This is a genomic window from Acinetobacter sp. A22 (assembly GCF_030913345.1).
Lineage (GTDB): Bacteria > Pseudomonadota > Gammaproteobacteria > Pseudomonadales > Moraxellaceae > Acinetobacter > Acinetobacter junii.
In genome coordinates, this window is sequence record NZ_CP133162.1 from 3,220,636 (window position 1) to 3,242,937 (window position 22,302).

The window sequence follows — 22,302 nt, forward strand, 5'->3', positions numbered from 1 at the left end:
CCACCTTATTTTTTAAGCTGCCAATCATAGATATTTTTACGGTAGGCATACCAAATCATCCATAGTCCAATAATAATCATTGGGAAGCTGAGAATTTGCCCTTTGGTCATCCAGCCGAATAAGATAAAACCTTGGTCTGCATCGGGTTGACGGAAGAATTCCATAAAGAAACGTGCCACGCCGTAACCGATTAGGAATAAAGCTGAAACTGCCATACGTGGACGGGGCTTTGAGCTAAACCACCACAGCACGATAAATAGGATGAGACCCTCACACAGTGCCTGATAAATCTGTGACGGGTGACGAACCAAGCCCAGTGGGTCTGTTGGGAAAATCATGCCAAACGGATAATCAGGATTGGTCACCTGACGGCCATATAGCTCACCACCAATAAAGTTGCCGATACGACCGAACATCAGGCCTGTGGGTACACAGGGGGCAATAAAGTCCAGTGTTTGAAACCATGTTTTTTGGTATTTCCGACACCAGAACAGCATGGCGACCATCACACCGAGGAAGCCGCCGTGGAAGCTCATGCCCCCAGTCCAGACCTGAAACAACCATAGTGGGTTTTCCAGAAACTTGCCGAACTCGTAAAACAGGACATAGCCCACCCGACCACCCAGCACCACACCCAAAGCACCATAGAACACCAAGTCGGACACCATGTCGGCTGTCCAGCCATCGCGCTGTTTGGCTCGGTAAGATGCCAAGCCCCATGCACATAAAAATGCCAATAGATACATCAATCCGTACCAGTGTACCTTGACTGGCCCTAAACTCAGTGCCACTGGATCAATATTTGGATAGGTCAGCATCGCTTTTCCTCAATTTAGAATTTGAAATTAAGTTTTGAGCAGATTGTAGCGGAATGATGTGAAAAATGTTGTACATTCAATGTGTAAAGATGTGAGAACAAAATAATGTGTATTGTCGCTTTTGCATGGCATGTGCTAGATGAGATGCCACTTTGCCTCATTTCAAACCGTGATGAGTTTTACCATCGTCCCAGTGCTCCCCTGCATCAGTGGGAAAACCGCCCGATTGTGGCAGGGCAGGATTTGCAGTCGGGTGGAACATGGATGGGTGTGACCGCACCAGGTCGCTGGGCAATCGTGACCAACTTCCGCAATGGTCGGGACAAGAACCAGTACAGCACTTCACGCGGACACCTGATTCAGGACTTTCTGGAAAGTGATTTAGCTCCCATCCGCTTTGCGCAAATGCTGGAACAGAATCAGCAGGACTATGCGGGCTTTAACCTGTTTCTGGGTGATCGTGAACAGGCGGTGTATATGAGCAATCGTGGAGAAGCGCCACAGGTTCTGGCCAATGGCGTCTATGTGGTGTCCAATGGATTAATGTCTGAAGACTGGCATAAAACCAGACATTTGCGTAAACGCTTTACTCAGGAGTTTTTACCCATACTACAGCAGCCTCAAGTCGCAGAATTGGATTTGGTGTCTGCGGTTTGGGACATTCTGGAAGATGAGCGTAAAGTCATTGCCAATCTGTTACCTGATACGGGAATTAATCCTGAGATGGAAGCCCTATTGTCATCCACCTTTATTCAAAGCCCAGTTTATGGAACACGATGCTCTAATTTTTTAAGATTAACTGATACCAAATGGCAATGGCTAGAAAAATCTCAACAGGGTGAACAGCAGGGACAAGTGGTTAATTTGCACGTTGATCTGAAGCGTTAGGTTGATATGTTGTAACATAATTATGTATATAAAACAACAAGATGAAATAATACTGTCATCACGATGACATAAAAGTGTCACCCAGCATTGTTATGGTGTAGCAAATCAAGTTACGTCCAAACAATACATCTGGGGATATTCTATGTTCTTATCAAAGACGGGCTTTTCCAAAAAGCTATTGGCGGTCAGTTTAATGGCAGTTTTGTCAGCGGGACTGACTGCTTGTAACGATAGTGATAACAATGAAAAAACAGAAGTACCAAAAACACCCACCGCAAAAAATGTAATTTTCTTCTTGGGCGATGGTATGGGGATTACCACCTTAACCGCATCGCGTATTTATTCTGTTGGGGAAGATGGCGATTTGACCATTGATACGCTGCCAGAAACTGCATTTGTTCGTACCTTTTCAGAAGATGGTCAAGTGACAGACAGTGCACCGTCTATGGCTGCCTATATGACGGGCGTGAAAATGAACAATGAAGTCGTTTCCATGCAGACAGGCACCATCGCATCTCCACCGAAAGCAGACGGCACCAGTACCTGTGACGATGTTGCATCCAATAAAGGCAAGAAACCAGCAGAAACATTGCTTGAACTTGCTAAGGCACAAGGCATGGGCACTGGGCTAGTTACCACAACCCGTATTACTCATGCAACACCTGCCACGACCTATGCGCATGTGTGCCATCGTGATGCCGAGAACGATATTGCGGCACAGCTTGTTCCTGCAGGTAAAGGTACAGGATGGGGCGCGTATAATACTAAATTAAAGGATGGTGTAGATGTGGTCTTGGGTGGTGGCTTACGTCAGTTTAAACCAACGACGGTATCGGGCGGTAAACGAGCTGATGGTCGTGATCTGGTCAAAGAAATGCAAGATCAAGGCTATAACTTTGTTTCAAGCGGAAGTGATTTAGCCAAAATTGATCCAAGCAAGACCAAAAAATTATTGGGCTTATTTAATGCCAGCCATATGAACTATGACTTGGATCGTACCAATAAGAAAATTGATGAGCCAAGCCTTGCCGATATGACCACCAAGGCCATTGATGTCCTCCACGCGAAAAACAAAAGCTTCTTCTTGATGGTTGAGGGTGGACGTATTGACCATGCACTGCATGACACCAATGCCAAGCGCGCCTTACAAGACACGGTTGCATTTGATAATGCAATTAAAGCTGCGATTGATAAAGTCAAACAAACCGACCCTGAGCTCAAGAATACCTTGATCGTGGTGACCGCTGACCATGATCACACCATGGTCTTGAATGGCTATGCAAAACGTACGGGTAAATATGTGAAAGGGGCAGAGACCAGTGTGCTTGGTTTAGTCAAAAACTATAACAAGGCAGGTTTCTCAACCGATGTGAATGGTAACCCATATCCAATCATCGGCTTTGGTACAGGTAAAAAGCGTTTAGACAATGACCGTATCGAAGCACGTGGGGTATTGACCGATAACGACAGCTGTAATCCAGCCGTAGGTCCAGCGGGTAAATTTACCGATAGTCGTGGTACAGATATTGATAAAGAAGGGTGGTGTACGGGTACAGCTTCCGATGACTTCCAGCAAGAAGCTGTGGTGCAAACTGGTTTTGCTGATAGTGAAACGCATGGCGGTACCGATGTGTTCCTTGGTGCAATTGGTGTAGGGTCAGACAACTTCCATGGCAGCCTCGAAAATATCGAAGTCTTTAACTTAGTTCGCAAAGCCATTGGCCTAGATAAATAACAACAGACTGGAGAACGATGATGTTAAAACAATTTAAATTAGGTCAGTTCGGTATGAAAGCATCTGTTTTAACGGTTGCATTAGTTGCTGCAAGCACTGGTGTACAAGCTGCGGGCGAAGCCAAGAATATCATTTTCTTCTTGGGTGATGGTATGGGGCCAACCACAGTTACGGCAAGCCGTATTTATGGCTACGGTGAATCTGGCAAATTAACCATGGACACCTTGCGCCGTACGGCAAGAATTAAGACATATTCAGAAGATGGTCAAACCACCGACAGTGCTCCTTCAATGGTGGCTTATATGACGGGCAAGAAAACCCGTAATGAAGTGAGTGGAATGACGCCTGGGACGATCGCGGTTAAACCAAGTGCGGGTACAGCACCAGATGGTACCAAAGTATCTAATGCCATCAATAATTGTCCAACCCCAGGTTCAAGTGTGGCTGCGGGCAGCCCTGCGGAAACGATTCTTGAACTTGCTAAAGCCAATGGCAAAAAAGTCGGCGCGATTACCACCACAGAATTGACCCATGCAACGCCAGCTGCAACATTTGCTCATGTGTGTAATCGTAATGCACAGTTTGAGATTGCACGTCAGGTCATCCCTGGCGGTGCAGGTTATAACACAAAACTGTTAGATGGCGTTGATGTATTGATGGGTGGCGGGCGCAATCATTTCACCCCTTATAATGCGGCGGATAACAAGAAGGGGCGTATTGATGGACGTAACCTACTCAATGAATTAAAAGCTAAAAACTACACTGTTGGTGCGACCAAAGCAGAGATGGATGCAGCACCATTGAATAAAAAATACATCGGTCTTTATTCAGCAACCTCACATTTGGAATACGATTTAGACCGAGCACGAACAGCGCCAAACCAACCAAGTTTGGCTGAAATGACCGCAAAATCGATTGATTTACTACAAGCTCAAGATACTGCAGGCAAAGGCTTTTTCTTGATGGTGGAAGGCGGGCGTATTGACCATGCCCTGCATGGAACCAATGCCAAACGCGCATTGCAAGACACCATTGCTTTTGATAATGCAATTAAGACGGCATTGGATAAAATCAAGAAAACTGACCCTGAATTAAAGAATACCCTGATCGTGGTGACCGCTGACCATGACCATACCATGACCTTTAACGGTTATACCGCGCGTACGGGGAAAACCACAACCACCAACCCGGGTATTTTGGGTTTGAGCTATAGCTATCAAGAAGCCAAAGCAACAGACGCCCGTACGCGTGTATTGGCTGACGGCAAGAAGCATGCACCGAATCTGGATGTCAATGGTAAAACCTCAACCACCTTGGTATTTGGTAATGGTGGTGGCCCGCGTCCAACATCGCGCATCGACATTACTGACAATGACGCAGCTGCAGATGATTACTTGCAAGAAGTTGGTGTAAAACTCGGCAGTCCTGGTTCTGAAACCCATGGGGGTGGTGATGTGCTGTTATTTGCTGAAGGTGCGGGTTCACAAGTATTTAAAGGTACACGTGAAAATGTATGGGTATTCAGCAAATTAAAAGAAGCGTTTGGTTTTAAATAGGGGCTGCTAACATTTCACAGATACTTGCGACAGAGCATGGTTGAAATGTTAACAGACCGTCAATACTTTATTGAAGCTTTTCATCATATTGCAAACAACCTCAGTCACTATGACTGAGGTTTTTTTATGTAGGAAATAACATGCGTCTAGTGATGAGTGCGGTATTACTGAGTGTGGGAATGACGTCTTTGCATGCAGCCCCAGTATTAAGTGCCAATATTACCCGTGAGACCCAAAGCATTGGCAATGATGGTGTGACCCGAACCAGTGTGTTTCAGGAGCGTATGTATCGTAATACTCAGAATATTTGGATTGAACGTGTACTACCTAAACATCACCAACATGGACATGAAAAGGGCGGGCATAAACATTTGGATTTAGCAGAAGCGGCCCAGCATTATTTTATTGATCAGAAAAAACAGCCCAAACTCAATTTGGTGCTGATGGAAGATAAAACCGTTGTGCATTTACAAGATGCCGATGTCGATATGTTAGGACTGAGTAGCTGTTGGAGCTGTGTGTATTCATTGATTGACCCTAAAAGCTTAAAGGGAATGACCGTTAAGAAAAAAGACAGCAATAGTACTTGGTATGAAAGTCAGAATAAGAAAAATAAAATGAGCATCGAATGGGACAATCGCAATAATATTGCCAAACGGGTGGAAGTACGCAGTTTAGATGGTTTGCGCTACGACATTTTAAAAGCCAATATCCAACAGGTGAATATTGTAGAACCGTGGAAAAGCTATAGTAAATTCAGCAGCAAAGATTATTCAGACTTTGGTGATTAACCGCATAAAGCTGAATTAACTGAATTGAGCTCCTTATTTAAAGGGGCTTTTTTTATCATAGAAGTTGATCTGTTCGGTGACCGCTATCATTTCAATCTTTAAATGAAATGAGCTTACTGTTCGATTCATTTCATATAAGCACGAGTACGAGCTGAATGATTGGATTGTGATGGATTGAGATAAACAAATGCCGACATGATGTCGGCATTTTTTTTTGAGTGGATTGCTTAAATTAAGCTTTTTTCTCAATTGATGGCGCAACTGGATCAGCGGTGATATAGCCAACACTTGCACTATAACCACCATTGTAGTTAGCCAAAACTTTTGCTTTTAAATCAGCAGGAAGACTTGAACTATCACCTGCATGTTGGAAGTTGCTCATGATATAGGTCCAGCCATTGACTGAGTCAACCGCATGTAGACCTGTTGACTCTGCACCTGCTGGTGTTGAAAGAATTCGATCTAAAGATTTAGTCTCAACGTTATAAGCCCAAAGGAAGTTATTGGTATGGTTACCACTATCTTCACCAATGAACAAAGTACGTAATGTTTCAGAGAATTTTAAGTTGTCTGGGCTAGCAATGTTATTTGGATCAGCGGTATTGCCCAAGCTGTCTGCTGGAATATCTTTGCCCATGAGAATCATATGGCTTTGATATGGTGTCCATTCACTATTGATCACATTATTTAAGTGGTCAACTTGGCTGCCTTTCAGGTCATGGGCAAGTACACCACCAGCTTTTAATGTGCTCTTGAATTTAACATTGTGTGCAGCAACCCAGCTCGATTTACCTTCGATCATCGAGTCTTGAATATTGGCAAGTGCAGAATAAGCCACTTTATCTTTGATATTCACGGTGGTTCCTTCCATTTTGGTGAAGGCCATACTACCGCCTTTGAGGGCTGCATAACGGTGCGTTTCGAGGAAGGCAGCCGCTAATTCGATTTCTGCTTTGCTGAAACCGTTATTGGCTTCTTTTAACTTGATCCAGAGTGTTTTCTTATCCAATACAATCTGCGTATAACCGCTTAAGTCAGCAGGTGCAGTGGTTAAGCTCTCCATAATATTGTCAGCTTTAATGCCGCGAACATTGACCAAATCTTCAATAGTTTTACTGTCGGTATGACCCAGTTTGATCCATTTGATCGGTGCTGTAGAGGTTTCATTCAGCTCAGCAGTGTACTTGGCAACGTAGAGCGTCCCAGCAGATAAATCTTTTTCTTTATCTGCAATAAACATAAAGAAACCGCCGTTGGTATAGTCATCGCCCATGATCACGGTACGGTTGTCTGGCATCACTTGAATCAGCTCATGTGAAATACGGCCTAAGCAGTAGTGCTTAACTGCAGTACCACGACCTTTACCATCCAGAATGATTTCTGGTAAATGACCATAGTTATAGGCATTGGCTGTATTTTCATTGCCATACAGATTTTGGTGGTGTTTCAAAAAGTATGCTGACATTAAATGAAGCCATTATTGATGTAAAAAAAGGTTAAGTCGAAAGCTTTAAAATGGTTTTCAATCTTTTTTGAAAAATTACAACTCCTTCTAAAACCGCGCCTAATTCGATGCCTTATTTTGCAATTATTACCTTCAATACCTACAGTAAAAAATTTACCAATACTTTGCTCGCAGTTTTTAAAAGCAGTTATGAAACTGTCCCAATGATCACTTGCAATTCGGGTGTAGTGAATACCTAATTGTTTAAGCTTTGTCTTCAATCGTTGAACTGTAGCTAAGTCTCTTTTACCCCAAACATAAGCAACAATCTCACCTGTTTCTCGATGGTAGGCGTAAATAAGCCATTGTTTATTATTTTTATTTCCCACAAAAGTCCAAAACTCATCAACTTCAAGAGACTCATAATGACTTTGTTTAGGCTGAATTTGGTAGGTCGATTCGGTTAAAGTACGTAAAACTTTACCGATACTGATTCGCTCAACTTCAGCGATATCTCGTATACCACTACCTCTGACCATCAACTGTAATATTTTTCGAGTAATGCCTGAATTACATCCTAGATAGCTCAGAGCATGGTCACCAATAAACTGACGTTTACAGTCTTTGCACTGATAGTTTTGTTTCCCATCTACTTTGATGCCATTTTTCTTTATACTGTCACTGAGGCAGGTTGGACATTTGATTTCTAGAGTTATTCGCATTTCTCTATTTTATCAAAATTCAACCTGCTTTGTTTCAGCATACTTTTTGAAACACCACCCTTCATTCCTGTGGTGATCATTTACAACATGGTGTTTTATCAAGCTGGTAGCTTTGCACTGATGGGATTTAGTTTCATTACATCGATTCTTCTATTTTATAGTTTTTTTCACTTTTCAAAGGATCGCTTACAAGCGCTCTGTGTAAGTTATAGCAATATTGGCTGGCTGGGTTTTCCATTTGCCATCGCCTTATTTGGAGAGCAGGTCAGTGGCGCCATGATCGCGCTATATATTGGGGGTTCACTGTTTGGCAATATTTGGGCGGTTGCTGCGGTTTCAGAAGGGCCGACTAATTACGTTGCAACACTGCAAAAAGTTCTTAAGTCACCACCAGTATTGGCCTTATTTGCAGCCCTGATTCTATGGCTATTCGGTATTCATCATTGGCAGGGTAATTTTGTTCTAGAGGGACTGTATGATATTGCCAAATTTGGGATGAGCTTTGCGGGCATGTGTATTTTAGGCATGTGGCTGAGACATACTCGGGTACATAGGGCTGATTTGCTACTGAGTACTCGAACTTTAATGTTCAAAATCTTGTGTGGCATCATAATTTGTACGTTGAGCTATTATTTTATTGCGATTCCGCAGATTGAATCATTGCTCCCAGTTTTGTTTTTCCTATTTTGTTTACCACCCGCCGCCAATATTGTCGCTTTGGAAACCCATTATCAAGGTACGGGGGTGTCAGCTCGCTATATTGCTGCGGGAACGATTGTGAGCTGTGTGGTGATTGTAATCTATGGTCTATTGCTACATATAAAAAATGCCCTCATGTAGGAGGGCACTTTAGGGTTTTAAACCAAACTTGCTTTAAACAGCTGCATGGCTTGACCACGATGGCTGATTTTATTTTTCTCAGCTTTGCTCAGTTCAGCACTTGAAACATTGAGTTCAGGCAGCCAAAACAGCGGGTCATAACCAAAACCGTTTTCACCACGTGCTGCCGCTAAAATCTCACCTTTCCAGATACCTTGGAAAATTTGTGGAAGTGGGTCTTCTGCATGGGTGACCAATGCCAAGACACAAACAAACATCCCTTCAATCGCTTCACCCTCTTTGCGGAATGGTACAAGGTCAGCCAAAAGCTTCTGGTTATTGGCAGCGTCATTGCCATGTTCGCCTGCATAACGTGCGGAGTAAATGCCTGGTGCTCCCCCTAAGATTGGCACACATAACCCCGAGTCATCTGCAATAGCAGGTTTGCCTGAAAGTTTAGATGCATGGCGAGCTTTAATAATTGCATTTTCAACAAAGCTTAAACCATCTTCAATCGCATCTTCGATATTGAGTTTACCTTGAGGAATGATTTCGACGGGTAGATTGAGTTGTTGAAATAGATGATCAAATTCAGAAATTTTACCTTTGTTATTGCTTGCAAGCACAAGGCTGCCTTGATTAAGCCATGATGGAGTAGACATATTTATAATGCTGTTAACGAGAATTAGGTGTATCTTATCGTATTCTTGATGATAGGTTTAGAATTTAGAAAAATTTGAGCATATCTTGTGTATGTGCTATTTCATAATAGGTATAAGTAATAATCTCTACCATTCTAGCTAGGGTCTGTTGAGAATTACCGAGAGTTAATTACACTCGCGCACAATTGAATCATGGCTTCAAAACTCGTATCTGTTTTACAACTACGCATCGCTATACGTTTAAATTCTTTTAACTTACAGAAATAGTTTTCAATGAGATGACGCCATTTATACATAGTCGTATCAAATGCTCTCATTACTTTTCGATTAGATTTGGGTGGGATCACCACTTTCACTTTACGTTCATTGAGTTCTTGGATGAGCCAATCTGCATCAAATGCTTTATCAGCTAGTAATGCTTGAAAATCAACATCTTCAATTAAAGGTTTGGTTTCTACTAAATCGTGATATTGACCAGGCATTAATCGAAACTTAATGAGGTTGCCTAGACTATCCACTAAGGCAAGAATTTTACAGGTCATTCCACCTCGAGATTTACCTATAGACTGTTTGAAAGTCCCCCTTTTGCACCTTGCCCATGTCGATGAACTTTAACAATCGTTCCATCAATCATGGCGTATTCCAAATCAACATCTTCATTTACAGATGCAAAAATAGTTTCAAATACACCAGCTTTAACCCAGTCACGGTATCTTTTAAAGACGGTATTCCATTTACCAAAATGAGCAGGTAGATCACGCCATGGACTGCCTGTACGGGCAATCCATAGGACTGCTTCTAAAAATAATCGATTATCTTTTCCACTACGACCTCGATCGGTCACTTTACCTAGGCAAAAAGGTTCCATTTTTGCCCATTGGGCATCAGTAAGTATGTATCTATCCATAGTACTATTATAAATTAATCAGTAGTCTTTGTTAATTCTCAACAAGCCCTAGAATAATGAATAATTTTGATCAAACTGACGTCGTTAAGGCTCATAAATCTTCAAGCTATCATCGTCATATTTTAAGAGATAGCGCATTTTGTGGTTGTTTTTATTGCTTGGATATTTTTGATTATAAAAACATTCAAGATTGGTGTGATGATGCTAATACCGCTTTATGTCCTAGTTGTGGTATTGATGCAGTAATTGGCTTAAAGTCTAATGATTTAATAACACAAGAATTTTTAAAAGCGATGCAAAAATATTGGTTTTAATCCAATTATGGAATGTATTCTAAAAAACAAAAACCGACTCTTACAAGTCGGTTTTTTATCTTTTTAATAAGTTTACTGTGCCTGAATCCATCTATCAGCACGGTCACGCGCTGTACGAATCTGATCTTGAGTTAAGTTTGCAGCCAACGCTGTTTTCTTACCTTCAGAAAGACTGATGACTTTAGTATCCAGCATGCCATCACGTGTTGAAAGTTCATACCATTGGTAAGCACCAACATAGTTTTTCTTTTGCTCTTCCATCATCGCGAGATTAAAGCTGGCACGGTTATCACCATTACTCGCAGCTTTCTCGAAATATTTACGCGCCAAAGCTTCATCTTTCTTCGTACCGATGCCATCTGCATACATACGACCGACATTCAATTGCGCCGCAGATAAACCTTGATCTGCTGCTGCCTTGAATAAAGTGAAAGCTTGTTTTTCATCTTTAGCCACTTCTTTACCAAACTGGTAACGGGTTGCTAAGTAAAACTGTGCCCCAGCTTGACCAGATTTTGCTGCGCTTTGTAATTCACTGATACCCATCACTGAATATCGTGCCGCCTGTGTTGCAACTGATTGTGGTTGAGCAACATAGTCAGCGTGCGCTTGTATACTGATCAGACCAAATAAAAATGTGCTGATAAATGTCTTTTTCATAGAGCGCTCACTCGATAAATTGCGACTTCACCAAATAGGTTCGGCATATGCTTACTGAGCATACTACCTTGTTGGTCACCATTGACGGCAAGTCGATTAATAATTTTAATCCGATTCTCAGCACATAATGCTTCAAAGTCACGGAAAGTACATAAATGAATATTCGGGGTGTTATACCACATATAGGGTAAAGCTTCCGAGACAGGCATTTTCCCTTTCAATGCAAGAAAAGAACGAGTCTTCCAATATGCAAAGTTTGGAAAAGTAATGATTGCCTGTTTGCCAACACGCACCATGTCACGGAGCAGTACATCGGGCGCATCGACCGCCTGCAATGCCTGTGCCATGACCACGGAGTCAAAAGACTGGTCGGCAAAACGACTTAACCCCAAGTTTAAGTCCTGTTGAATAATATTTAACCCCCGACTGATGGCAATTGCAATCTTTTCTTGATCAATTTCTAATCCATAAGCACGAATATTATGCTGTTTGCTCATATGGGCCAATAATTCACCATCACCACAGCCTAAGTCTAATACGCTAGAGTTCGGACTGATCCATTTTTCAGCGAGTCGTTGATCTATACGCATTAGTGCTGCTCCTGCGGTGTAGCGTGTAACTGTTGTTCTCCACCTAAAAAGGCTCTTAATGTTTTCACATAGAGTGGGATAGGGAACAAGAACGAATCATGACCTTGTTCTGCATCAATATCTAAGTAACTGACGGGCTTATGATTATCAATTAAAGCATAAACTAATTCTTGTGAACGACTTGGGCTGAAACGCCAGTCAGTCGTAAATGAAATCACCAAGAATTTGCATTTAGGCTTGCTCATTGCTTTAGTCAAGGAATGTTCATACTCACGAGATGGATCAAAATAATCCAAGGCCTTGGTCATAATCAAGTAAGTATTTGCATCGAAATTACGGCTAAATTGTTCGCCTTGGTAACGTAAATAACTTTCAACTTGGAATTCGACATCAAAACCATACATAAATTTGCCAGATTTCAAATCACGACCAAATTTCTGTTTCATGGCTTCTTCAGACAAATACGTAATATGACCGACCATACGTGCCAATATTAACCCACGTTTTGGATAACTGTCATGTTCCAAGTAACGCCCATGATGGAAATCTGGATCAGAGAGAATCGATTGGCGAGCAACTTCATTAAAGGCAATATTTTGTGCCGATAATTTTGGTGCACTGGCAATAATGACACATTTTTTTAAACGATCAGCATAGTCCAATGACCATTGTAGTGCTTGCATGCCACCTAAGGAACCACCAATCACGGCATACCACACATCAATTCCGAGGCGATCAGACAACATGGCTTGGGTCTTCACCCAGTCACGAACAGTGACTAATGGAAAATCTGGACCATAAGGACGATTTTCATTTTCAGGGTTTGGCGATGTTGGGCCTGTTGAACCATTACAACCACCAATATTATTTAAAGAAACAATAAAAAAATGATTGGTATCAATCGCTTTGCCGGGACCAATACAGCTATCCCACCAACCTGCTTTTTTATCATCTGCATGATGATAACCCGCAGCATGATGATGCCCAGATAATGCATGGCAAATTAAGATTGCATTGGATTTATCTGCATTAAGTGTTCCATAGGTTTCAACCATCAAATCAAAACGTGGCAGGATACGCCCACATTCAAGCTCTAATGGTTGCTCAAATTGAAATTTTTGTGGTGTGACTAAACCCACTGAATCCGATGGAAAAGACACTGGAATGATTCGCCTTGTATAAATCTTTGATCAATAATAAAAGGATACCAATTCAGGTATCCTTTCAAAAGTCATTTTTTCTGATATTACAACTCAGCTTTGCTTAAACTGCCGCAGCAGCAACTTGCTCAGTTGTAAGTACGCCTTGTTCAATTAAACGATTGGTACATGCAATAATCGCTTCAATGGACGAGGTGACGATATTGTCATGTACACCTGCACCAAATGCGCTCTTACCTGTGCCTTTGACCTGAAGCTCAATCAAGGCAAGGGCCTTGGCATTGGCACCTGAACCGATGCTGCGCTCTTCATAATTTACAACATCAATTGGCAATTGTAACGCATCGAGCATTGCCGAAATTGGGCCATTACCTTCACCGCGTAAACGTTGTACTTTACCATCAATTTCAATATCTAATTCAATGATTTGTGTGCCATTGATATCGGACAACTGATAATGTTTGGTTTGGTAATGGCTATTTTTCACATCAACATAGGTATTTTGGAATAAGGTCCAGATTTCATGTGCACTGATTTCTGTACCGTTTTCATCAGTATGTTGCTGTACGATTTGGCTGAACTCGATTTGTACTCGGCGTGGTAAAGCAACGTTATAGTTTGATTCTAATAAATATGCGATACCACCTTTACCTGATTGACTATTTACACGAATAACAGCGTCATAGTCACGACCTAAATCTTTAGGATCGATTGGTAAATAAGGCATATCCCAAATTTCTTCGTTTTTCTGGAACTCAAAGCCTTTTTTGATCGCATCTTGGTGAGAACCAGAGAAAGCTGTGAAGACTAAATCACCTGCATATGGATGACGAGGGTGAACAGGTAAGCCCGTGCATTCTTCAACAGTTGCAATGATTTCGTTGATGTTCGAGAAATCTAAATTTGGTGCAACACCTTGGGTATACATGTTCAAGGCAATTGCTGCAACATCGACATTACCCGTACGTTCGCCATTTCCAAACACACAACCCTCAACACGGTCAGCACCTGCCATAATGGCTAATTCAGATGCAGCAATACCACAACCACGGTCATTGTGACAGTGAACTGAGATAATTACGCCATCACGACGTTGCAAGTTACGGTGCATCCACTCAATTTGATCTGCATAAACATTTGGTGTTGAAACTTCAACTGTTGCAGGTAAGTTCAAAATCACTTTATTGGTTGGAGATGCTTCCCAAATTTCAGTAACCGCATCACAAACATCCTTGGCAACTTCTAATTCTGTTGCTGAGAAACATTCAGGGCTATATTGGAAAATCCATTCTGTTTCAGGATATTGTGCTGCATATTCTTTCACTTTATTCGCAGCATTAATCGCAAGTTGTTTAGCACCATTTACGTCTACATTCAAAACTTTTTGACGGAAAGTCGGTGAGTTCGAGTTATAGATATGCACAATTGCACGTTTAGCACCAATCAATGACTCGAAAGTACGCTCAATCAAATGATCACGAGCTTGAACCAAGACTTCGATATAAACATCATCAGGAATCAAATTTTCTTCGACTAACATACGGGTAAAATCGAAATCAATTTGAGACGCAGATGGGAAACCAATTTCAATATGTTTAAAGCCGATTTTGACTAACATTTTGAACATCTTTAATTTTTGATCCATATTCATTGGTTCAAAAATCGCTTGGTTACCATCACGAAGGTCGGTACTCATCCAAATCGGTGCTTGGTTGATTTCGTTATTCGGCCATTGACGATCTGGTAAATCCACTCGTTGATACATACGGCGGTATTTTTTGCTTGGGTCAGCCAACATCATGAGGTAACTCCTTGTCATAGCAGGGGTCGCGAATTTTTATAAATGCAACGTACTATAAATATATATGGTGTCTATACGAATAAATTAAAAGAGAATATTGGGATCGAATGCCTTCAAACTTAGGCAATAAAATTTATACGCGCGCGAGGCGCAGCATCAGGAGAGCAGCAAGATGGTTTATATTCGACGGATGGGTAAAGCCGTAATTTGTTTTCATCATCAACCATTCAAAATTATGATTCGGTTTTGCAGCTATATTAATCATCTAATAAAAATCAGTCTAGGTGAAAATAAGCTGGCTGCAAAGGTCTATAACAGCATTCTAGCTCTTAATTGTGGAAAATGTTTTCCTGTTTTTTGCAAGAATTGATACTTGAGTGGGATATTTTTTCTAAATAAGTCTATTTTTTAATAAAAATTATAGAATTTATTCAGCATGACGAAAAATGAAGTGGTCAGAGTTCTGACCACATACGAATGAGATTGTGATAAATATTGGTGAGTTTCATTACTTCTGTATATGCATCACCATGATCTATGCGAAGTTGACGAATACTTTCATCCAAATTAAAGAGCATATGACGCTTTTGATCATCTCTAATCAAACTTTGTACCCAAAAGAAAGAAGCAAAACGGGTGCCACGCGTAATACTACTGACTTCATGCAAGCTTGTTGATGGGTAGAGTACGACATCACCTGCTGGTAATTTCACTTCATGGTAGCCATAAGTATCTTCAATAGCGAGATCACCACCATCATATTCTTCAGGTTCACTCAAAAATAAAGTACACGATAAATCTGTGCGAAGTTGTTGATGAGTCCCTCTCACTAAACGAATTGAATTATCGACATGAAAACCAAAACTTTCGTGTTCATCGTAGCGATTAAACAAAGGTGGAATCATTTGCTTGGGGAGTGCAGCTGCTTGGAAAGTTGGATTTTTCCAAATTGCATCCATCACAAGTGCACTAAGTTGGTAGGTTAAAGGGTCACTCTCTGAAAGTTGTTGATTACGTTTTACGGAAGCTGAGAGTGTGCCTGCTGTAATTTTTCCACCGACCCAATCTGCTGCTTCCATTAATTTACGGAATTCGGCGACTTGTTCTTTTGTCAAAACATTCGGAATGTGATGGATCACTGAGCATATCCCTTTCAATTGATTATTATAAAAAAATAGCCTCATAGAGAGGCTATTTTAGATGAGTTTAAGTAGATACCCTAATTTTTTTAAGGGATTTAGTACTTAAAGTTGATCGCAAGAACTGCGTTGCGGCCATCACCTTCGTTTGCATAGTGTGAAGCATGAGCACTTGTAAAATAACGCTTATCTGAAATGTTATTTACATTCAACTGTAAGTTTACATTCTTGTTTACATCATACTTTGCCATCGCATTGTAGATAGTAAACGTTGGTAAAATTTTCGTTGAAGTGGTGGCTGTGTTTGGATTGGTATTCGCAAAAACTTGATCGCGATATTGAACGCCTGCACCAAGTGTTAATTTTGGAAGTACTTGGTATGTACTCCACAAGTTAGCACTCTGTTTAGCAACGAATGGAAGAGGGCGACCTTCTTGAGCAACTAAGTTATAAGCTGCTTTGGTTAATTCGCTATCTAAGTAGCTATAGCCAAGTGCCATTTCCCATTTATCAGTAATGTGACCTGTCAAAGCAAGTTCAAAACCATCAACTTTACTTTCACCAGCATTAGTTACTGTATTCGCATCTATATTAATACGTGTATTTTGCTTCTCAGTACGGAAGATTGCAGCTGTCGCATTGGCACGGTTGTTCCAAAGGCTCCATTTCGTTCCGATCTCAAATGTACGAGCTTTTTCTGGTTCTAAGTCTTTATTTGAAGCACTAAGTGAATCAAGATCAGGATCGATACCTACAGGGTTGGCAGCAGTTGCGAAACTTGCATAGATACTACCATGCTCCGTTGGGCGGAATACTACACCTGCTTGATAAGAGAAGTAGTCTGTATCATTTGAATACACAGTACCTGCTGGCGTTGTCACACCACGAGCTGTTACATCTTTGTTATATTTTAATTCTGTATCAAATTGATCCCAACGTACGCCAAGATTTAATAACCAATATTTATTGAATTCAATACTGTCTAATGCATATACAGATACTGTTTCGTTGGTCATTGTAGTCTGTTTAGTATTTGGTGTGAGTGTGCCTAACCATGGATCATTCGCATTTGGATTATTGAGATCCGTGCACCAGCCATTATTAGCTTTACAGTCTTCATTGAAGCCAGCAGTTGTTAAGTTCGTATATCCAGGATAGCTAATATTATAGTTGCCGCGATTGGTCTCTTCGCGATTATATTCAGCACCGACATTGAAGCTATGTGCTAATGCTCCAGTTTTAAATTTTCCAACTAAAGAAAGTTGGTTGGTAAATGCATCGGTGTCACGAATGGTTTGTGTAGCACGACGATAGACTTTGCCGTTATAGATATTGCCTTTTGAATCATCTGGATTTGTATACATATAGCTTGCTTTAGAATGGCTATATGTTGCAGTGTTTGAAACCGTTAAATCATCATTAAAATCATGTTCAAGCTTCAATGAGCCTATATGATTTTCACGCTTATCAAAATCACGATCTTTCCAGCCATAGTAAGAGCCTTGTTTAACTGAAACAGGTTTACCATCGCCTTTAACAGCATCTAAGGGGATATGTTTTTTTCGAGTTACACCATCATTTTCATAGATATTCGGATTGTTAAATGGAATGCCTGAATCTGGCTCATCATTACTTTTGATAAAGTAGTAACTTAAGGTCGCACGATTTTCAGTTCCTAAACCGAAAGCTAGGCTAGGTGCAATACCAACACGAGCGTATTCTGCACCATTATGCTGTCCTGGTTTCTCATTTTCATGCCCCATCGCAATAACACGACCTGCGATTCCATTACCAAAGTCTTTGTTTGCGTCAAGTACGATATGCTTATAGTTATCTGTGCCGCCTGCAACACTTCCTTGATATTCATCACCTTCATGCGCAACTTTTGGAATCATGTTGATACTGCCACCAACACCACTTCCGCCAGTTAAAGCAGAGCTTGAGCCTTTAGTTACTTCGACTTGTTCAATCGCAAACATATCACGTGTTTGAGTTGTTGAGTTGCGAACACCATCTACATAGATCGCGCTTTGTCCGTTATAACCACGAATATAAGGAATATCTGTATACGGAATGCCGCCTTCACCAGCACCTAGTGTGATACCAGGCTCATTACGAAGTGCTTCTAATAAAGTATTTGAATTTGTTTCTTTCAATAACTTTTGAGATAAGACAGACACTGTCTTTGGTGTGTCTTTTAATGGCGCAACATATTTCTTGTTTGCAGATACATCAACTTTTAATTGTTCAGCAGTTGCTTCTGCATGAATCGTTGGGAGTTGAACCACATTTTCTTTATCTTGCGCGATTGCTGCAGTTGCAATCATAGAAAGAGATGATGCAATCGCAGATGAAACAAACTTCTTACGTGTTCTGATAAAAGAAGACATATCGTATCCATGTAAACCTTAAAATTCATGCAAATAATAATTATTCTTATTCTTATTCTTATTCTTATATGCAATTTTTCTCGATTGGATTTAACGATGCTTAGATCATATAAATTTGGAAAAAGAAATAGAATAGTGTAGCGAAATGTAAGATTGTGTTGTAATTGATTGGGTGAAAATTAAGCATATTGATCTAATAGAATTCTTCACGAAATTACCCAAGAACAATCGAGTTTATTCATAAACTATCAAAAATAATAAATCGTGGATGACTTGCTGATATGTTCAGATCAACTTTTACTGCTAGAATGCTTGTCGAATTTTGTATATCAGCAAAGTTGTCATATAATGTGGCACTTTAAAAATTGTTACTACTAACTATATATCGAGGAAGCCATGCAAGTAACGACTGAAGCGGTTTCGGGCGTTGCCCGTCGTTTAAATGTTTCTGTACCGACGAGCCGTGTTAACGAGCAATTTGAAGCTCGCTTAAAACGCACTGCCAAAACTGTGAAGATCAACGGCTTCCGTCCAGGTAAAGTGCCTTTAAATGTTGTTCGCCGTGAATATGGTGCGAGCATCTATCAAGAAGTTGTGAATGACCTTATTCGCGATACAGTATTCGAAGCAATTCAACAAGAAAAAATCAATGCTGTAGGCATGCCGAACATTGAAAAAGTTGAAAACAAAGATGACGCTTTAGTTTATGAAGCGACTGTAGAAGTGTATCCAGAAGTAGAAGTTAAATCTTTTGCTGACTTAGAGATTGATCGTAAATCATCTGAAATCAACGATGCAGACGTTGATGTAATGATTGAAAACTTACAAAAGCAACGTGCTTCTTGGACTGAAACCAAAGGCATGGCGAAAAAAGACATGCAAGTGACTTTCGATTTCGAAGGTACTGTTGATGGTGAGAAGTTTGAAGGCGGTGCAGCTGAAGACTTTAAACTTGTTCTTGGTTCAGGTCGTATGATTCCTGGCTTTGAAGACGGTATCGTTGGCATGAAGAAAGGCGAAGAGAAAGTTATTGATGTAACTTTCCCTGAAGACTACCAAGCTGAAAACTTAGCAGGTAAAGCAGCTCAGTTTAAAATCACTGTGAAACTTGTTGAAAAACAAAAACTTCCAGAGATTGATGCTGAATTCTTAAAAATCTTTGGTTTAACTGAAGAAGACGGCTTAGACAAGTTAAAAGCTGATGTTCGTAAAAACATGGAACGTGAAGTTCGTAACGGTCTTCGCAACCAAGTTAAACAAGCTGCGTTTGATGCGCTTGTAGCTGCGAACGAAATCGAAGTTCCAGCATCAATGGTTGCTCAAGAAATTGATCGTCAACGTCAACAAATGATCCAACAATTCACTCAACAGTTTGGTGCTCAAGGTGCAGGCGCATTTGACAGCAGCATGCTTCCAGATGAATTGTTCAAAGAACAAGCTGAAAAATCAGTGAAGCTTGGTGTATTGGTAAGCAAAGTATTAGCTGATGCTAAACTTGAAGTTGACCAAGCACGCGTTGATGCTTATATCAATGACATGGCTTCTTCTTATGAAGATCCAACAGAAGTTGTTGAATACTTCAAAAATAACAAACAACAACGTGCTCAAATCGAAGCAGTTGTGTTAGAAGACCAAGTTGTTGATCACATCTTGGCTGCTGCTAAAGTAAATGATGTGGCTGTAAGCTATGAAGACTTATTAAAAGAGCAACAAGCTCGCCGTGGCTAATCTTTTAAAAGTTGAAAAGAAAGGCGCGTAATGCGCCTTTTTTTATATGTGTTATGAATGTGTTAATTTGTCTATAAAATGCCAGATTTTAGTCTAAATATTCGAATATTTCAGATTGAACCTTTTGCAATTTCAGCGATTATCCCTCATATTGTTGGCATAGATCGAGTCACAATAATTTAGGAATAAGTAAACATATGTATGTTCCAACAATTGAAAATGCTTTAGTTCCTGTTGTCGTTGAACAATCATCTCGTGGTGAGCGTTCTTTTGATATTTACTCACGTTTGTTACGTGAGCGTGTTATTTTCTTGACAGGTGAAGTTGAAGATAACATGGCGAATTTAATCGTCGCGCAGATGTTATTTTTAGAAGCAGAAAACCCAGAAAAAGATATTCACCTCTATATTAACTCTCCAGGTGGTTCAGTAACGGCAGGTATGGCAATTTACGATACCATGCAGTTTATTAAGCCTGATGTTGTGACATACTGTATGGGGCAAGCTGCCTCTATGGGTGCATTCCTTTTGAATGCTGGTGCAAAAGGTAAACGTTATTGCTTGGAAAATGCACGTGTGATGATCCATCAACCATTAGGTGGTTTCCGTGGACAAGCATCTGATATTGAAATCCATGCACGTGAGATTTTGTTTATTAAAGAGCGTTTAAATCGTTTAATGGCGCAACATAGCGGACAGGATTACGAGACAGTTGCTCGTGATACTGATCGTGATAATTTCATGACGGCTGAAGCTGCAAAACAGTATGGTTTGGTTGATCAAGTCCTTACTAAGCGTCCGTAATTTTTAAGATTCAAGATTGGAGTAAATATGTCCGAACATCCTCAAGGACAAAAACATTGTTCATTTTGCGGTAAAACGCAGTCTGAAGTCGGGAAACTGATTGCAGGTGAGGACGCATATATTTGTAATGAATGTGTAGATGTGTGCTTAGACTTAGTTCAAACAAGTCAACAGGTTGAAGCGGGTGATTGGGCAACCAAACCATTGCCAAAGCCACATGAAATACGTGCAGCGCTTGATCAATATGTTATTGGGCAAGATCTTGCGAAGAAAACGTTATCTGTTGCGGTGTATAACCACTATAAGCGTTTGAAAGTTGGGCAAACACATCATGCACATCAAGACATCGAAATTGCTAAGAGTAATATTTTATTAATTGGACCAACAGGTTCTGGTAAGACTTTACTTGCTCAAACACTTGCACGTTTACTTGATGTCCCTTTTGCTATGGCGGATGCGACAACACTTACCGAAGCTGGTTACGTGGGTGAAGATGTTGAAAATATCGTGCAAAAATTGCTGCAAAAGGCAGATTATGATGTAGAGAAAGCTCAAAAAGGCATTATCTATATTGATGAAATCGACAAGATCACGCGTAAGTCTGAGAATCCATCGATTACTCGCGATGTTTCGGGTGAGGGTGTACAACAAGCATTATTAAAAATGATTGAAGGTACAGTGGCTTCGATTCCTCCACAAGGAGGGCGTAAGCATCCTCAACAAGAATTTATCCAAATCGATACTTCAAATATATTATTTATTTGCGGTGGCGCATTCTCGGGTTTGGAAAAAATTGTACAGCAACGTCAGGAAAAAGGCGGTATCGGTTTCACAGCTGATGTGAAAAATAAAGATGACAGTAAAAAAGTCTCTGAGTTATTCCGTCAAGTTGAAGCAACAGATTTGGTGAAATTTGGTTTAATTCCTGAATTTATCGGTCGTTTGCCAGTGATTGCAACGCTTGATGAGTTGGATGAAGAAGCATTGATGCAGATTTTGACTGAACCAAAAAATGCATTAACTCGCCAATATCAGTATTTATTCACGATGGAAGATGTTGACCTAGTATTTGATGAGTCTGCATTACGAGCAGTAGCGAAGAAAGCTCTTGAGCGTAATACTGGCGCACGTGGTCTACGTTCTATCTTGGAAAATGTACTACTTGAAACAATGTATGATTTACCAAGTCGCAAAGATGTAGGCACGGTTATTGTTGATGAGGCTGTGATTAATGGAACAGCTAAACCGACATATAAGCCAGAGCGTTTACCACAAACGACGACAGCTGAATTGATTGAGAAGAAAGATTTGAAAGTTGTAGATTCAAAATCTGCTTAATTCACATTCATCTAAAAAAGCATGAAAGGCTTAGCTT

The 22,302-nt window shown here is 40.6% G+C and carries 18 protein-coding genes and 2 pseudogenes; 9 read left to right on the forward strand and 11 right to left on the reverse strand.

Annotated elements, in window-relative coordinates:
- Positions 1 to 5: 5 nt before the first annotated feature.
- A complete protein-coding gene (lgt, locus tag Q9Q86_RS15770; protein ID WP_008941960.1) occupies positions 6 to 818 on the reverse strand; it encodes a prolipoprotein diacylglyceryl transferase in 813 nt (270 codons plus the stop codon).
- Between the two features lie 105 nt (positions 819 to 923).
- Here lgt and Q9Q86_RS15775 point away from each other — a divergent pair, with 105 nt between their 5' ends.
- From Q9Q86_RS15775 to Q9Q86_RS15790, 4 genes are all read left to right on the forward strand, one after another.
- Positions 924 to 1,706, forward strand: a complete 783-nt coding sequence (locus tag Q9Q86_RS15775) for an NRDE family protein (protein WP_008941959.1) — start codon at positions 924 to 926, stop codon at positions 1,704 to 1,706.
- 142 nt (positions 1,707 to 1,848) lie between these two features.
- On the forward strand, positions 1,849 to 3,441 hold the full coding sequence (locus Q9Q86_RS15780; RefSeq protein WP_112987630.1) for an alkaline phosphatase: 1,593 nt from the start codon (positions 1,849 to 1,851) through the stop codon (positions 3,439 to 3,441).
- Positions 3,442 to 3,461: 20 nt separating this feature from the next.
- Positions 3,462 to 4,997 (forward strand): alkaline phosphatase, encoded by a 1,536-nt coding sequence (locus Q9Q86_RS15785; protein WP_112987631.1) that lies wholly within the window; start codon positions 3,462 to 3,464, stop codon positions 4,995 to 4,997.
- A 140-nt stretch (positions 4,998 to 5,137) separates the two neighbouring features.
- Positions 5,138 to 5,788 (forward strand): hypothetical protein, encoded by a 651-nt coding sequence (locus Q9Q86_RS15790; protein ID WP_004678533.1) that lies wholly within the window; start codon positions 5,138 to 5,140, stop codon positions 5,786 to 5,788.
- Positions 5,789 to 6,020: 232 nt separating this feature from the next.
- Here the strand turns inward: Q9Q86_RS15790 and Q9Q86_RS15795 are convergent.
- A pseudogene (locus Q9Q86_RS15795) lies at positions 6,021 to 7,232 on the reverse strand (PhoX family phosphatase); the annotation flags it as partial.
- A 20-nt stretch (positions 7,233 to 7,252) separates the two neighbouring features.
- On the reverse strand, positions 7,253 to 7,954 hold the full coding sequence (locus tag Q9Q86_RS15800; RefSeq protein ID WP_004678526.1) for an IS1-like element ISPa14 family transposase: 702 nt from the start codon (positions 7,952 to 7,954) through the stop codon (positions 7,253 to 7,255).
- 60 nt (positions 7,955 to 8,014) lie between these two features.
- On the opposite strand from Q9Q86_RS15800, the pseudogene Q9Q86_RS15805 reads away from it, so the two are divergent.
- Positions 8,015 to 8,794: pseudogene (locus Q9Q86_RS15805) on the forward strand (permease); the annotation flags it as partial.
- A 17-nt stretch (positions 8,795 to 8,811) separates the two neighbouring features.
- On the opposite strand, the gene rdgB reads toward Q9Q86_RS15805, so the two are convergent.
- Together rdgB and Q9Q86_RS15815 are read right to left on the reverse strand one after the other, a co-directional pair.
- Positions 8,812 to 9,435, reverse strand: coding sequence for an RdgB/HAM1 family non-canonical purine NTP pyrophosphatase (gene rdgB / locus Q9Q86_RS15810; RefSeq protein WP_112987701.1), 624 nt, complete (start codon positions 9,433 to 9,435; stop codon positions 8,812 to 8,814).
- Between the two features lie 155 nt (positions 9,436 to 9,590).
- Positions 9,591 to 10,342 (reverse strand): IS5 family transposase gene (locus Q9Q86_RS15815; protein WP_112987637.1). Its coding sequence is split into 2 segments (ribosomal slippage): positions 9,591 to 10,006 and positions 10,006 to 10,342, totalling 753 coding nucleotides; the frame shifts between segments, so codons are not numbered across the junction.
- A gap of 56 nt (positions 10,343 to 10,398) precedes the next feature.
- On the opposite strand from Q9Q86_RS15815, the gene Q9Q86_RS15820 reads away from it, so the two are divergent.
- On the forward strand, positions 10,399 to 10,656 hold the full coding sequence (locus tag Q9Q86_RS15820; RefSeq protein ID WP_112987303.1) for a cytoplasmic protein: 258 nt from the start codon (positions 10,399 to 10,401) through the stop codon (positions 10,654 to 10,656).
- A gap of 72 nt (positions 10,657 to 10,728) precedes the next feature.
- Here the strand turns inward: Q9Q86_RS15820 and Q9Q86_RS15825 are convergent, their stop codons facing one another.
- From Q9Q86_RS15825 to Q9Q86_RS15850, 6 genes are all read right to left on the reverse strand, one after another.
- Complete coding sequence (locus tag Q9Q86_RS15825; RefSeq protein WP_112987304.1) at positions 10,729 to 11,316, reverse strand: tetratricopeptide repeat protein; 588 nt, start codon at positions 11,314 to 11,316, stop codon at positions 10,729 to 10,731.
- Positions 11,313 to 11,906: a methionine biosynthesis protein MetW gene (gene metW / locus Q9Q86_RS15830; RefSeq protein ID WP_004660432.1), complete on the reverse strand. Its 594-nt coding sequence runs from the start codon at positions 11,904 to 11,906 to the stop codon at positions 11,313 to 11,315. The genes Q9Q86_RS15825 and metW overlap by 4 nt, the downstream gene beginning before the upstream one ends.
- Positions 11,906 to 13,066 (reverse strand): homoserine O-acetyltransferase, encoded by a 1,161-nt coding sequence (locus tag Q9Q86_RS15835; protein WP_112987305.1) that lies wholly within the window; start codon positions 13,064 to 13,066, stop codon positions 11,906 to 11,908. Before Q9Q86_RS15835 ends, metW begins: the two co-directional genes overlap by 1 nt.
- Before the next feature lie 103 nt (positions 13,067 to 13,169).
- Positions 13,170 to 14,867 (reverse strand): 2-isopropylmalate synthase, encoded by a 1,698-nt coding sequence (gene leuA / locus Q9Q86_RS15840; RefSeq protein ID WP_112987306.1) that lies wholly within the window; start codon positions 14,865 to 14,867, stop codon positions 13,170 to 13,172.
- Between the two features lie 455 nt (positions 14,868 to 15,322).
- A complete protein-coding gene (locus Q9Q86_RS15845) occupies positions 15,323 to 16,006 on the reverse strand; it encodes a Fe2+-dependent dioxygenase (protein ID WP_205669702.1) in 684 nt (227 codons plus the stop codon).
- Positions 16,007 to 16,104: 98 nt separating this feature from the next.
- On the reverse strand, positions 16,105 to 18,396 hold the full coding sequence (locus tag Q9Q86_RS15850; RefSeq protein WP_112987307.1) for a TonB-dependent siderophore receptor: 2,292 nt from the start codon (positions 18,394 to 18,396) through the stop codon (positions 16,105 to 16,107).
- A 396-nt stretch (positions 18,397 to 18,792) separates the two neighbouring features.
- Between Q9Q86_RS15850 and tig the strand changes: the two genes are divergently transcribed.
- The 3 genes from tig (at position 18,793) to clpX (ending at position 22,265) form a co-directional block, all read left to right on the forward strand.
- The gene (gene tig, locus Q9Q86_RS15855) at positions 18,793 to 20,124 is read left to right on the forward strand and encodes a trigger factor (RefSeq protein ID WP_112987308.1); all 1,332 of its coding nucleotides are present in this window, start codon (positions 18,793 to 18,795) and stop codon (positions 20,122 to 20,124) included.
- A gap of 197 nt (positions 20,125 to 20,321) precedes the next feature.
- Positions 20,322 to 20,927: an ATP-dependent Clp endopeptidase proteolytic subunit ClpP gene (gene clpP / locus Q9Q86_RS15860; protein WP_039048175.1), complete on the forward strand. Its 606-nt coding sequence runs from the start codon at positions 20,322 to 20,324 to the stop codon at positions 20,925 to 20,927.
- A 27-nt stretch (positions 20,928 to 20,954) separates the two neighbouring features.
- A complete protein-coding gene (clpX, locus tag Q9Q86_RS15865) occupies positions 20,955 to 22,265 on the forward strand; it encodes an ATP-dependent Clp protease ATP-binding subunit ClpX (RefSeq protein ID WP_112987309.1) in 1,311 nt (436 codons plus the stop codon).
- Positions 22,266 to 22,302 lie beyond the last annotated feature (37 nt).